The sequence below is a fragment of the Brachyspira catarrhinii genome (assembly GCF_005518285.1).
GTDB lineage: Bacteria > Spirochaetota > Brachyspiria > Brachyspirales > Brachyspiraceae > Brachyspira > Brachyspira catarrhinii.
Genome location: NZ_SJDU01000014.1, coordinates 1 through 14,818, shown reverse-complemented (window position 1 = coordinate 14,818; position 14,818 = coordinate 1). Strand labels below are relative to the sequence as shown.

12 protein-coding genes are annotated in these 14,818 nt (G+C 33.6%); 1 reads left to right on the top strand and 11 read right to left on the bottom strand.

The window, feature by feature from the left end; genetic code table 11:
* From EZH24_RS01180 to EZH24_RS01135, 10 genes are all read right to left on the bottom strand, one after another.
* Positions 1–324, bottom strand: a 324-nt coding sequence (locus tag EZH24_RS01180; RefSeq protein WP_170310820.1) for a DNA adenine methylase, incomplete at its 3' end; no start/stop codon positions are given.
* Positions 325–342: 18 nt separating this feature from the next.
* Entirely contained in the window at positions 343–2,763 is a 2,421-nt protein-coding gene (locus tag EZH24_RS01175; RefSeq protein ID WP_137997308.1) for a DNA methyltransferase, read from the bottom strand.
* A 168-nt stretch (positions 2,764–2,931) separates the two neighbouring features.
* The gene (gene mglC / locus EZH24_RS01170) at positions 2,932–3,954 is read right to left on the bottom strand and encodes a galactose/methyl galactoside ABC transporter permease MglC (RefSeq protein ID WP_137997307.1); all 1,023 of its coding nucleotides are present in this window, start codon (positions 3,952–3,954) and stop codon (positions 2,932–2,934) included.
* Positions 3,955–4,017: 63 nt separating this feature from the next.
* Positions 4,018–5,523: a galactose/methyl galactoside ABC transporter ATP-binding protein MglA gene (gene mglA / locus EZH24_RS01165; RefSeq protein ID WP_137997306.1), complete on the bottom strand. Its 1,506-nt coding sequence runs from the start codon at positions 5,521–5,523 to the stop codon at positions 4,018–4,020.
* Between the two features lie 83 nt (positions 5,524–5,606).
* The gene (locus EZH24_RS01160) at positions 5,607–6,653 is read right to left on the bottom strand and encodes a galactose ABC transporter substrate-binding protein (RefSeq protein WP_137997305.1); all 1,047 of its coding nucleotides are present in this window, start codon (positions 6,651–6,653) and stop codon (positions 5,607–5,609) included.
* A 122-nt stretch (positions 6,654–6,775) separates the two neighbouring features.
* Entirely contained in the window at positions 6,776–7,813 is a 1,038-nt protein-coding gene (locus tag EZH24_RS01155; protein WP_137997304.1) for a galactose ABC transporter substrate-binding protein, read from the bottom strand.
* Positions 7,814–7,888: 75 nt separating this feature from the next.
* Positions 7,889–8,851 (bottom strand): Gfo/Idh/MocA family protein, encoded by a 963-nt coding sequence (locus tag EZH24_RS01150; protein WP_137997303.1) that lies wholly within the window; start codon positions 8,849–8,851, stop codon positions 7,889–7,891.
* A 138-nt stretch (positions 8,852–8,989) separates the two neighbouring features.
* On the bottom strand, positions 8,990–10,351 hold the full coding sequence (locus EZH24_RS01145) for a tetratricopeptide repeat protein (RefSeq protein WP_137997302.1): 1,362 nt from the start codon (positions 10,349–10,351) through the stop codon (positions 8,990–8,992).
* A 2-nt stretch (positions 10,352–10,353) separates the two neighbouring features.
* The gene (locus EZH24_RS01140) at positions 10,354–11,361 is read right to left on the bottom strand and encodes a hypothetical protein (RefSeq protein ID WP_137997301.1); all 1,008 of its coding nucleotides are present in this window, start codon (positions 11,359–11,361) and stop codon (positions 10,354–10,356) included.
* 8 nt (positions 11,362–11,369) lie between these two features.
* A complete protein-coding gene (locus EZH24_RS01135; RefSeq protein WP_137997300.1) occupies positions 11,370–13,550 on the bottom strand; it encodes an ATP-grasp domain-containing protein in 2,181 nt (726 codons plus the stop codon).
* Positions 13,551–13,686: 136 nt separating this feature from the next.
* On the opposite strand from EZH24_RS01135, the gene EZH24_RS01130 reads away from it, so the two are divergent.
* Positions 13,687–14,034 (top strand): tRNA-binding protein, encoded by a 348-nt coding sequence (locus EZH24_RS01130; protein ID WP_137997299.1) that lies wholly within the window; start codon positions 13,687–13,689, stop codon positions 14,032–14,034.
* Between the two features lie 348 nt (positions 14,035–14,382).
* Here the strand turns inward: EZH24_RS01130 and EZH24_RS13945 are convergent.
* The coding region (locus EZH24_RS13945) for a hypothetical protein (RefSeq protein ID WP_161976087.1) at positions 14,383–14,818 on the bottom strand (436 nt) is incomplete at its 5' end.

Sequence of the window (14,818 nt, the reverse complement as noted above, 5' to 3'; positions counted from 1 at the left end):
TTTTCCGCATGTCGAATAATTAAAACTGATTTTTGATTTTACTTTTTCTAAATTATTTAATTTTTCTATAAGTTCGTTTTTTCTTTTTATAGTTTTATGATTTCCGATATAATTTTTTGCCAAAACGAAACTGTAATATTCTTTATCGTTCGCTATAATTTTTTTGACTTGAGTTTTGAATATTTTGCTTACCGCCGCAGTTCCCGTAAACAAATCGCAAAATATACATTCGGACAAATTTTTTGAATCGTTTTCTTTAAGAGTTTGTTTTATATTTTCTTCCAAAAAAGACGAAAGCGTAAATTTAGAACCGATATAATTCATGAATTTTTTTATAATTTTCTAAATATCGTCAAATAATTTTGGTTCGCTCGTTTTCAATTTCCAACCGCCAGTTTTTTTATTTAAAGTGGCGACTTCTTCCAAAATTTCTTTAATAAATCTATCGTCTGGCGTCACTCCGTTTTTCAATAAAGGTATGACTTCAAGGCAAATCTCGTCAAAAATCGCTTTTCTTCCCTCGATTTCGCATCTTCCAAGATAAGAAACTATAAAATATCTCGTCCTATCTTCAAGCGGAACGGAAGAACCTTTGAATTTAGTTCCCGATTTAATTCTATATTTTTTATCTTGCATATTATATTCAAAATTTTGATTGACGAAAATTAAAAAATTATCTCCCATTTTTGCCAAAAGATGCAAATATCCGTTTTCCAATCCTCTTTTTGTCAAATCTCCGTAAAGCTCTTCGATTGTAGCTCCGTTATATTTAACTATCGTAGCTTCAATATCATTTAAAACCAAATCGTAGCTTAAATCTCCCAAAACCTCTCTCGCTCTCGTTTTCGGATTATCTACTTTCTTAAAATGCAAAATTAATTGTCCGCTTAATACGGAAAAAGGATTTTGTCTCTTCTTAAATGTAGTTTGTCCGTTATTTTGTCTAACGCTTCCCGCATATTCAAAACCTACTTCTTCGGCGGCGTCAACCAAAAGTTGCCAAAGTTTCGGGTCTTGATGTTGAAACACGAAACTTAACCAACGATTAAATTTCAAAACTCTATACATTTCTTTAAGGCTTTCTTTCATTAAAGTATAATATTCGTCTCTGCTTTTATTCAAACTTCCTTTTTCTATGCATTCTTTTTCTTTCAAACTTTTATCTACAGGAAAATCGAGCCAAGCGTTCCACATAGCGCTTAAATCCAAATATGGAATTTTAGCCCCGTAAGGCGGGTCGGTATAAATATAATCTATGCTTTTATCGTTAATCTCTTTAAGATTTGTAGCGTCCGCTTGAAAAAATTTCTCTCCGTTTATAACATTTTCTTTTGTTCCGACATTATTCAAATCGTCTCTTTGGGAAATCATAGAACCTTTAAAATTTTTAATCGTTTCGCTTAATGGCTCAAAATAAGTTTTATAAAAATAATGAGAGGAAGAATCAAGTTCTTGCTTGCCTTTTATAACTCTTTTTAATTTTTGTCTATAAACCTTTGCAGTATCTAAAAAATCTGGTTTTGGCGCAATTCTATATCTATAATATCGAATGACGGCTGAAGCGGGTCCTCCGCTTGGCGTATTATGATATGTTAAATTAATTAAAGTAATCGTATTATAAAAAGCCAAAAGTAAAGAATATCGCATTTCTCTTTTTTTAGTGGTTTTTCTTATTATAAGTTTTCTTAAAATAGCCAACTCCGATAATTGAATAGGCGAAAATAATTTTAATACGGTTTCGACATCGCTTCCTTTCGGCAAAATCTCGTCTTTCGGTATCCATAATATTTCTTCCTGCTTTTTTACGCTTGCCGTTTCGCCAAATTCTCTATCTATAGCGTTTGGAAAATATTTAGCGTTTTTTAATATCGCTTTCGCTTCTTTTTCGTTTTTAGGTCTTAATTTTTCAAATTCGCTTAAAATATCTTCGCCCAAATCGTATAAATCGCCCAAATCGACTTTTGAAGTCAAAGCCTTTGTCATAAATATGGAAAGAGGATTTAAATCCGTATGAATTCCCAAGCGATTATTCATCATAGCTTCGATTGCCGTTACTCCCGTTCCGCCGAAAGGGTCAAAAACTATATCTTTTTCTCCCGTAAAATTTTTAATATTTTGAGTAACAATATCCCAACTTTGACGAGTAAAATAAGCCATACATCCATAATATCTAGACTCGGACTGTTTTTGAGGTTTCTCGATAGGTCTTGGCAATTTTCTACGAAGATACCATTCGTCAGGTTTTTTAGGATTTTTTGGGTTATTATATTGTTTTAAATCTTCTATAGGAGTAATAATATATTTTCTTAATATATAAAATTTATCGTCTAATTCATTCTCCAAATCTATCTCTAATATTAATTCTTGGCTTGAAGTTTGATATAATATTAAACTTCTGCCATTACATAAAGCGTAAAAAGGAGCTTTCATTTTAGGATTGCTTGCATAATAAAAGGCTTGTCTCTCGCTTTTTGTTTTATATCTTATATTAACATCAGGTTTTTTAGCGTCCAATACGCATTGGGGTTTGCCATCTATATATAAAACATAATCTGGAATAATCAAATCTTTCGCTTTTATAGATTTATTAGAACCCAAAATGGTATCGCTATTTAAGGCAACCGAACGTTTGAGAGTTAATCCTTCCTGCGATTTTTTGCTTTCAAATCCCAATTCTTTTAATAAAGGAGCTATTATATCTTCTCGAACCGAATCCTCTTTAAAATCCTTATCGTCCAATAATGAAAAATCAAAATCCAACATTAATATCGCCTTAATTAAAATAATTTATCCAAATCTATATATCAACTCTACAATAACGAATATAAGAAAAATCAAACCTAAAAATAGCCAAGATTTTATAGTTCTTCTACTGGTTTCTCGCTTGTTAAATTCTCTATTAAAAGGGCCGTTATCTTCCGTCATAAATAATCAAACCTTTTTCAAGTATTTTTGAGTGTCGACTGCGACTGCGGCTATTATTATCGCTCCTTTGATTATATATTGCATATAAGGAGAGATGCCGACAAATGACATGCCGTAGTTTATAACCTGAAATATTAAAACGCCCGAAACTATTCCCAAAATAGAACCTATTCCGCCAGAAAATGAAACGCCTCCGACAACGCATGCGGCAATAGCGTCAAGTTCGTAGCCGTTTCCCAAATTGTTTGTAGCCGAACCCACACGCGCAACTTCCAAAGAGCCAGCTATTCCGTATAACGCGCCCGCCATAGTGTAGACAATCATTAAAGTTAGAGGAATATTCACGCCCGATACCGCGGCGGCTTCTGGATTTCCACCGACTGCAAAAATATTTTTTCCAAGTTTCGTTTTATTCCAAATAACCCACATTATAAGAGTTATTATCACGGCAAATATTATCAAATATGAAATCGTATAGTTTCCGATTCTTATTCCGCCTTGAGCCAAATTCGTAAATCTCGGGTCGAGTCCGCCTATTGGTTGCGCGCCGTAAGGAGGTCTGTCAAAATAAGTGCTTGTCACTCCGTAAAGAATAAGCTGCATTCCCAAAGTGGCAATAAAAGGCGTCACATACAATTTTGAAATTATTATTCCGTTTATAAGCCCGAAAACCATAAGTATAATCATAACCAAAAGTATTGGAAGAATAACGGGAAGCAAAGGCAAATTAGGATACATTCTTGTCGGATTGTCGAGCGATTGCAACAAAGACGCACTCACCACTGCCGCAAGTCCAACCGCTCTGCCCGCTCCGAGGTCGTTTCCCTGAGTGACGAGCAAAGTTCCGATTCCAACCGCGATAATCATACGAGTCGAGGCTTGAGCGAATATATTTAAAAAATTGCTTAACCTGAAAAACGAAGGCTCTTTGATTATAATACCGATTAATATTATAAGCAAAGCCGCAAATATCGCGTTATTTAGTATAAAAGTTTTGATTGTTTTAAGATTAGATTTTTCTTCCGACATAATATTTTCCTTATTTTTTATTTTTTAATTATTTTAAAAAATTTATTTTAAATAAATTTTAAATCATAAATATTTAGCCGACAAAGACATTATCTCTTCCTGATTTGTGTCTTTCGTATCGACTATTCCCGCAACCTTTCCGTTACTCATAACCATTATTCTGTCCGTTATTCCCAACAATTCGGGCATCTCGGAGCTTACCATAATAATAGTTTTTCCTTCCGTAGCCAAATCTATAATTAATTTATAAATATCGTATTTTGCGCCGACATCTATTCCACGAGTAGGTTCGTCAAGCATTAAAATATCTGGAGCGCTTAAAAGCCATCTTCCGAGTATAACTTTCTGCTGATTCCCGCCCGATAACGACTGTATCATAGTTTTTTCCGAAGGAGTTTTAACTTGCATACTGTCTATTACCCACATCGTGTCGTCATGCATTTTCTTATTATTCAAAAATCCGAAATTACCTTTATAATTGTCGATATTAGCTATAATCGAATTAAAATTAATAGAAAGCATAGCGAATATTCCCGTCTGTCTTCTCTCTTCTGTCACAAGCGCAAAACCATGCTTTATAGCCTTTCTCGTTGTATTATTTTTTATCATCATATCTCTTTTGACTATCTGCCCGCTCGATAAAGTTCGCATACCAAAAATGCTTTCAAGTATTTCCGTTCTTTTAGCTCCTACCAATCCCGCAATTCCGAATATTTCGCCCTTTCTTACATTAAAATTGACATCGGTTAATGAAGGCTGATAATAAGCCGTAAAATTTTTAATCTCCAAAATGTTTTCCGCGGGAGCATTGGTTTTTGGAGGAAATCTATTAGTCAAATCTCGTCCAACCATCTGCTTGATTATAATATCTGTAGTTAAATCCTTTGACGGAGTTGTCGCCACATATTTTCCGTCTCGCATTATAGTCACTTCGTCCGAAATTTGAAGTATCTCTTCCATTTTATGAGAGATATAAATCATACCGACTCCCCTACTCTGAAGTTTTCTTATGATTTTGAATAATTTTGCAACTTCTTTTTCGGTTAGAGAACTTGTAGGTTCGTCAAGCACCAATATTTTAGAATTGTAGGAAACCGCTTTTGCAATTTCAACCATTTGCATTTCGGATACTGACAAAGTATTTACTTTAGTTTTTGGATTTAACGGAATTTCCAAATCATCAAAAATTTCTTTAGTGGCGTCAAACATCTTTTTTTCGTCAACCATAAACAATTTAGTCGGATATTTTCCAAGCCAAATATTGTCGGCGATGCTTCTCTGCCTCACTTGATTTAATTCCTGATGCACCATTGCCACGCCGTTATTCAAAGCCTGTTTAGGAGATGTAAAATTAACCTCTTTTCCGTCCAAAAATATTTCGCCGCCGTCTTTATGATAAATTCCAAATAAACACTTCATTAAAGTTGATTTTCCCGCTCCGTTTTCTCCCATAAGAGCCACAACTTCGCCCTCTTTAACGGTTAATTGAGCGTTATCCAAAGCCTGAACGCCGGGAAATCGTTTGGAGATGTTTTTCATTTCAAGAATGACTTTTTTATCATTACTCATAAATCATTTTCCTTACAACTAAAACTTATAATATAAAAAACGGGGATATTAAAGAATTTAATACCCCCTAAAGTTATGAGAATTTATTTATAAGTATTTTCTGCAACTTCTATATTGTCTATCGTTATAGGAACATAAGGAACTCTAACCGCTTTAACTTCGTCCAATGTCCAATCCGTTCCTTCCAAAGGTTCTTTTCCAGTCGAAACATTCAAAGCCAAATCGACAACGGCTTTTGCCTGATTCAAAGCGTCATTTAAAACAGAGCCTACAATCGTGCCTTTTTTGATTTCGTTTAACATATCTGGAATAGCGTCAACTCCCACGATTGGAATAAATTTATTATTGTCGCCTTGATTGTATCCCAAAGCCTGAATGGATTGCAAAGCGCCCAAAGCCATAGAATCGTTATTTGAGAATATGAATTCTATTTTATCGCCATGTTTTTGCATCCAAGCGTCAACAATATCTTTCGCTCTCGCAGTATCCCAATTTGCGTTTAATTCTTCCAATCTTTGAACTCTGATTCCGTTTTCCGTTATATATTTCGTTACATGCGATGTTCTCGCTTCGGCATCGGGATGTCCAGGTTCGCCTTTTATCAAAACATACTGTATGACTCCGTCTCCGTTTTTGTCCCAAGAAGGATTCGCTCTCCAAGTATTTACCACAACCTGCCCTTGCATATCGCCCGATTCTTCGCTTTTAGTTCCCACATACCAAGTCTTATCGTAGCTTGCCATAGCTTGAGGACTCGCTTCTTTGTTGAAGAAAATTACGGGAATGTCTTTCGCTTTCGCCTTATCGATTATAGTTTGAGCCGCTTGAGGGTCAACCAAATTAATCGCCAAAGCTTTAGCCTCTCTGTTTAGCATAACATCCACTTGGTCGTTTTGCTGAGCCTGATTGTTTTGAGAATCGTTCATTATCAAATGAGCGTTTCCAGAAATAAGACTTTCAATATTCCTTCTAACGAAAGACATAAAATTGTCATCGTATCGGTATATTGTAACTCCGATAGTCGGCGCGTCCGCGCTCACGGTAGTTCCGCCATTGTCTCCGCATGACATTATCAAAACGGAGGATATTATAAGCATCGCGCTTACAATAAAGATTAAAGATTTTCTCATGATTTAAATTCTCCTTGAAAATAAATTTAATTAATATTCTAATTATTAAGTATATACATTTTTATTTTTAAATCAAGTTTTTCTACTTTATTATATTTCTATATAAAGTATTTATTATAATTTTAATTATAAGCCTCCAAAGCCTCTTCTATATTCTCTTTCGTAATCGCTTTATAAGGAACTCTAACCGCTTTCACATCGTCAAGCGTATAATCCGTTCCGTCCAAAACATCTTTTCCCGAAGCGACATTTAAAACCATATCGACAACCGCTCTCGCTTGGTCTTTAGGACTTTGTAAAACAGTTCCGAGTATCGAGCCTTTTCTTATCTCTTCTATAACTTCTGGAATAGCGTCAACTCCCACTATTGGAATAAATTTATTTTCGTTTCCTATATTATAGCCTTGCGCTTGAATGGACTTTAAAGCGCCCAAAGCCATAGAATCGTTATTTGAAAAAATAAACTCTATACTGTCTCCAAATTTTTTTATCCAAGTGTTAGCTATATTTTGAGCCTGAAGAATATCCCAATTGGCGGTTTGTTCGTCAAGCTGTTCTAAAACTATGCCGTTATTTGTCAATACCGCTTTTATTCTTTCCGTTCTTCCTTCCGTATCTGGATGTCCCGCCAAACCTCTTAATAAAAGATATTGAATTTTTCCGTCTCCGTTTTTATCCCATTTAGGATTTGACTTCCATGCGTTTAATACCATCTCTCCCTGAATATCTCCCGATTCTCTGCTTCTCGTTCCGACATACCAAACTTTATCGTAACTCATAATATGTTCCAATCGAGGTTCTATATTAAAAAATATCACGGGAATTCCAGAAGCTTTCGCCTTATCGATAACCATATTCGCTGACATCGGGTCGACTAAATTGATAGCCAAAGCGTCAACTTTTCTTTGAATCGCCGCGTCTATTTGGTCGTATTGTTTCGCTTGGTCGTTTTCCGAATCGTTCATAATAAAAGAAGCTTTACCCGTTAGCATCGATTCGATATTTCTTCTCATAAAAGACAAAAAATTATCGTTATAGCTGTAAATCGTTATTCCGAGTCGAGGCTGCCCGTCTTTTTGGGTTTCGTTTTCAGAACAACCTATAAATGAAACTAATAAAATAATGAAAGCAAAAAATAAGGCAATAATTTTTTTTAACATATTTTCTCTCCAATTTGAAATATATTTAAATTATAGTTTAATAGATTTTAATGTCAATATTATTACAAAAAATTATTACCAAGTTTCTTTTATTTTATTTAAAATATCTTCGGTAAGTTTAATCGTGCGGACATCATCTTCTATCGAAACCAATTTTTTATCTTTTCCTAATATGCAGTTGGCAAAATGTTCGTCTTCCAATTTGAGCGGATTATCTCTGTGAATAAACACTCTCTCTATTATCGATTCTTGAGTATAATTTATTCCTATCGAAGTTTTTATTTTGCTTTGACTCGCCGCCTGACGATGTATAGTAATATCCTGCGTGGCGTAATCCAATATAAAATGAGCCTCATCCGTGCTAATCGCTAAAGTTCTGATTTTTTCCTGCGTCACTCTGCTTGCGCTTATCGTGGCGATTGTATTTCCTTCAAATTCCAATAACGCACTCGCAATATCTTCGTTTTTAGTTTTTATTCTTTTCCCGCTCGCAGAAAATCTTATTATAGGTTTTTTCACCAAAGAAGTTACAATATCCAAATCATGAATCATAATATCGAATACGACTCCCACATCGGTTATGCGAGGAGTGAAAGGAGCTAATCTTCTCGCCTCTATCAAATAAGGATTTTCTATTATATGATGCAATTCTTGAACCGCTCCGTTGAATCTTTCGACATGCCCGACTTGAAATATAATATTTTTTTCTTTTACAATCGCTTCCAATTCTTCGGCTTGAATAAAATTTTCCGTCATAGGTTTTTCCACTAAAACATGTTTTCCTTTTTGAACGGATTTTTTCGCTATATCGAAATGAAATTTTGTCGGACTTGCAATTATAACGGCATCGCATTTGTCTATAGCATCGTCCAAACTTTTAAAACTATTTAAATTATATTTGCTTGAAATTTCGTTTAAATGTTTTTCGTCCGCATCGTAAATTCCAGTTAAATTGACGGAGTTTATTTGATTTATAACATTGAGATGAAATTGTCCCATTCTTCCAACGCCGATAAGACTTATATTAACTTTTTCCATAAAATAAAAATTCCTATTTTTTGATTTCTTTAATTTATAAAATTTAATAAAATTTATTTATTTTAAGAAGATTATAATTAATAATTTGATAAACTTCAATAGATTTTTTATTTAATTTTATAAAGATTAGATTATAAATTAATCGCTAAACGATATTACGCCTTCGATTATAGCCTCGAATCTGTCTGGCTCTATTATCGCTATAGTGTCGTCCGTTTTTAAATTTGGAGCGAAACCGCCGATACTGATTAAGAAAGAGTGCGCGCTTTTATAAACTCTCGCGTAATCTACAAATTGGTCAACCGTATCCTGCCTCATAGGATAGCCCGAAGTATCGAGAGCGAATGTGCTTTTATAAGATTGTCCTTCCGAGCCGAATTTCTTTATCGTAACGAAAAATACCAAAGTATCGGATTTTTTGCTATGGTCGGTCACTATATATCCGTTCAAAGTAAGCACTCTATAAAAATGTTTTTCCAAATAATCTACAACATCCATCTCCAAAGCGGTTCTTAAAGCGTTATTTGCGATAATCGAACTGTAGGTTTTTAGTTTATGGTCTATATCCAAATAAATATTTCTTGTCGCTTTTATTATTTCCCACTGTCGAACGGCGTTTTCAAACTGCTTATTTTTTACCAAAGTCTCGGCGTATCTATATCTTTCGTCAACCACTTTCTCGTTCGGTATATCTTCTTTATTCAAAACCTGCTCGTAATAACTTTTCGCTTTATCGTAATTTCCAAGCTCGAAATAAGAATTGGCAAGCTGTAAAGAAATGGCGTCTTTATTTTCCAAAGTATTGCTTCCGTAAGCGATTTCCAATTCCACAACGGCGTTTTGAAAATCTCTCGATGCCGATAAAACCTCTCCCATAAGCAAATGATATTGAACGTTAGTAGGGTCCAAATCCAAAGCATGTTGAATATGCTGTTGAGCCGCATGATAAGAACGCATTTGATAATAACAATTTGCAAGCATATAAAGTAATTGAGGATTGCTGTCGTTTCGAGCTACCGCCAAACTAAAATATTGTTGAGCCAAAGCCCATTCTCCCGCTTCGTAGGAAATAGTTCCCGCTTTATATAAAGAATCAAAATCTTGGTCTTTCAATCTTATTATTTCGTTATATTCGTCTATAGCTTTTTTATAATTTCCCGTCTCTTCGTAGATTTTCGCTAAAAATTCTCGCACATTTAATTGACTTACTTCTTTCGTATAAGCTCCCGAATCTATTATATTTTGCAAAGCCGCCATAGCTAGTATAAATTGCTGCTGTTTATAATATAAATTCGCGCTAACCCACAATATATAAGGTTCTTTTTTATGTTTAGGGTCGAGTTCGTTTATCTCGCGCATAGCCGCGTCATAATTATTTTCGTTGTATAATTGAGTTATTCTTTTTAATTTATTTCCGTAAGTTCCGCTTCTAATTATATAATTAGTAGAAACAGCCAATATGACTATAAAGATTATTATAAATATTAATGAAACTTCCACAATTATATTCCTTTTTCATAAAATACGACAGGATTATCCGTTTCTTCCGCTTCAATCAAAGCCTCTTGAAGTTTGGAAATCAAATTATCTTTAATCACAAAAGTCGATATTTTATTCATTTTATTAATTGAAAAGTCATAACCGCTTATCGCCATAGTTATTTCAATATCGATATTTTCGCCGTTATATTCAAAATTATAATTCTTTAATCCCTTAAAATATCTTCTAATGGTTTTCCAAGCGTCTTCCTCGTCCGAATAAATATAAGCGTATATCGTGTTATTTTCTATCAAACATTGATTTTCGCCCGTCCTCGAATTTTGTTTTATAAATTTTATCAATTCTTCTTTAATATTTTTATAACCCAAATCTCCGCATTTTTCCATTATTTTTTTATGGTTTGATATTTTAAAACCGATAAGTCCTATAGCGTATTCATGTCTTTGTGAAAAAGAAATAATATTTTTTAGAGTGTCAAAAAATATTTCCGATTCAACATTGTTAATGTTTTCTTCTCCAAATTCTTCGTTATTTTCGTTTTCGTATCCCAAATTATAAATAATTGTTTTATACATGAAAACTATCATTTTTTTTATAGAATAAGTAAGTTGTATAGATATAAAAAATAAAGCTACTGAAAGTATTACAAAATAAAAAGTATATTCTCCTCTGTATAAAATCTTTTGTATTTCTGGAATATAGCTTAAAGAAAGCAAAACTATCGCCGATGTCACGATAAAAAATAAAAAATTGCTCGCCCCGTTTATAAAATCGTTTTCTATATTAAACATCAAAACTATTATAAAAGCGTATAATATTGAAACCGCAATCCAAATCCAAACCCAAATATCGAGAGTGTATAATAAATATACGAAAAAATTTTGAGGATTGGAAGATATTAAAAGAATATAAATCGGAATAAATACTGCGCTATATATCAATGCGCATATCATAGAAGCAAAAAATCCGTATAAATACGATTTCGATAAATTAATTTTTTTTGACTCCATAAAGCCGCCTAATTTCTATAAATAATATCGCTGTCGAATTTTAATTCCGATTTCCCAAAAACTTTCATCATTTTTTCAAGTTCTTCTTTATTGGAATATATCATATACTCCAAACCTTTTCTGCCTTTACTCACAGTTGCGATAAAACTCTCTTCCGTTATACAAACGGCGTTCGCTCCAAGCGTAAAATACTTAAACAAATCGCTTCCAAATCTTGGAGATTCGGCAAGCGCGTTTATTTGAGGTTTATGACGACTGCCATGTAAATTTAATGCAATCTTATTTATAGTATCGGAAACTTTTTTTATACCTTTTAATAAATACTTGTTATTATTTGAAAAATATAGATTATTTATATTCTTATTAAATATATTTTCTATATCTTTATCGTTTGACAAGCCTTTTATTATAAGCGGAATTTCCAAACTTTTTCTTAAATTATTCAATTCTTTTTCGGTTTTTATAAATATTTTATTTTTTTCTATAGAATTAATATCATAACAATACGACAAATCTATTCCTACCGCGCATGCTCCGTTTTTTTGAGATTCTTTCGCTCTATGCGTCAAAACTTCTTCGGAGTTATTGCCGTTTAGCATGATTATTCCTCTTTTATGCTCTTTGATTATTTTAATTGAAAGTTCGAATAATTCCTCGTTATTAAAATCGTTTAAAATTGCAAGGACTTCGCAGCTCGAAGCGACATCCATCGTTATTTGATAATATTCTCTTATATCCATTATTCCGTCTAAAGCGTCTTTAAGATTATGAATTGTGTCGATTATTATAGGTTGAGCGACATGAGTATTGAAAATCGTAGTTTCTAATTTTATCGGTTTTTCTTCATGAATTATATTCGGGCAGAAAATATAATTTGAAAGTCCCGTTTCTTCATCCGTGCAATATCTAAACAAATAAGAAAGATTAAATTTTGAAGCCAATTTTTCTTGAGCCAATCTCTTTATCTCTTCCATAGTCAAGTTTTTTTCGTCCGTTAATCTAAAATGAACGGAATCAATCGCTTTATTTGCAATCGCTATAGCCTCGTCTCTCGTGCTTCCAACGGCGATAACATTTCCAGCTTTATCGAGATTATTTGTCGGAGGAACGAGTATATCTCCAACTTTAGTTTTTATAAATACTTCTTTAATTCCGTTTATATTTTTTGCTTTTTCAATTCCGTCTATGGATTCAATTATTCCCGTTCCCGGCAAAAATGCTTTTTCCACAGAAACTTTATTCCATTTTGGTTTTAAGTCGCTCGGAGGATTTCCCAAGGCTATTTCTATCGCGTTTTTAATCAAATTGACTCCAGTCGATAAAGGATAAGTATACGCACTCATAAATCCGCCCGACAATCTTGCGGCAATTTCTCCAACCATAGCGCCGTTTTTTGTTACTTTAATATCTCCTTTAGCCGCTCCGATTTTTAGATTAAGCGCTTTTATTCCGTCCTTCATAACTTTAATCGCATCGTCTATTTTATCTTTATCCAAATTGGAAGGCATAATATGTCCCGTTTCTATAAAAAATGGCGGATATTCTATTATTCTGTCCGCTACTCCCGTAACATAAATTTCGTTATCGTATATAAGCATATCTATCGAAAGTTCGGGACCGTCCATATATTCTTCTATTATAACCTCGCCAGAAGGAGAAGAACTTTTCGCTCTATTAAAAGCTGCAAGTATATCACTTTCGTTTTCCACTTTCATTACTCCTCTCGCTCCCATATTGTCGGCGGGTTTTAAAACGACAGGTTTATTCAAATGTCTAAACGCTTCGATAGTTTCTTCGTAATTCCAAACGGGGAAAAAATTTGGTTGCGGAACATTATTTTTTTTGAATCTCTCTCTCATTCTGATTTTATTCGAGGCGGCGTAAGCGTCTTCAAATCTATTTCCAGGGAGTCCGAGCGCGTTTGCGACTGCGGCTACTGTGGTTGACGCGTCCGTTCCAACCGTGATTACTCCGTTTATTTCCATCTGTTTGCTTAAATCCCGCGCCGCTCTAACGCTTCCGTCAACATCTCGAGTCGAAACAACCATTGGCAAATCGGCTATTTTCATTCCATGCGCGTCTTTATTATAATCAAAAACGATTGTATATAATCCCATATCTTGAGCTATCTGTATAGCTGGAACTTGCAAAAGTCCCGCCCCTATTATAATTATTTTTTTATTTTTCATTTATATGCCTTGTATTTATAATTTTTATTCGTTAATATTTTTTATTAACTTTTATTTTATATGTAAACAAAATAAATTTAAATATATATAAAACTATTGTATAATTATAATAATAAAAAATTTAAAAGGATTTAAAATGAACTCTATAAAAGAAGAATGCTCTTTCGATAATTTTTCGGCTTTAGATATAAGAACGGGAACTATAATCGAAGCGGAAGATTTTCCACAGGCAAAAAAGCCCGCTTATAAATTGAAGATAGATTTCGGAAGTTTGGGAATAAAAGTCTCTTCGGCTCAAATCACAAAATTATACAAAAAAGAGGATTTGATAGGGAAAAGAATAGTCGCTGTCGTAAACTTTCCTAAAAAACAAATAGCGAATTTTTTCTCGGAATGTTTAATTTTGGGCGCGGTAAAAGAAAATGGAGAAGTGGCATTATTGACTATTAATGAAGATTGCGAAAATGGAATTCCGATAGGTTGATTATTGAATAAATTTAGTCATTGCAAAGCTCTGATGAGACTTTTGCCCGAATACGGCGAACAATCCAAAATAATAAATTTTCTTTTTTGTAGATTACTTCTCTTCCTTATCAGTCGCTCGTAATGGCAAGTATTTTACCGTCATTGTGCGGCAAAAGTCGTAGCAATCCAATTTAAATAGATTACTTCGGCTATAAAATAGCCTCGCAACGACTATTAAATAAAAAAGACACCGCTTATTGCGATGTCTTTTAATCTTAAGAAGTTTAAACAAAAACTATATTAACTTCCAGAAGTAGTGGGAGTATAATTAGTCAAAGTTCCCTCGTAAGTAGTTTTATAACTATATTTATAATTTACCCCATCTACCACATAATCCGCTGATACTCCATATATATATATATGTAATTAATATATTGTCGCCAGAGATAGTAAACTCTATATATAATTTATTTATATAACCTTCATCGCTACTATAATCGGCTACTTCGCTCACGGAATATTTAGAACCAGATTTTAACAGTTGAACAGGGACACGACTTTCAAGAGACTGTTGCACTTGTTCATCAGTTACGACCTCGAACTCGTCAATATGATAGTCTGCCCATGTTAAATTATTATTTGTAATATTCAAATAAAATGCCATATTACTTGAACTTAAAATAGAATTTTCTAATTCTTCTTTAGTAATTCCGCTTGTTGCATTTACGCTATGGGATGTAAGTGAAATAGCGCCTTTATAGTAAGCGTCCGTTAAATCCGTTGCTGGGTCTCCCGTAGCCGTT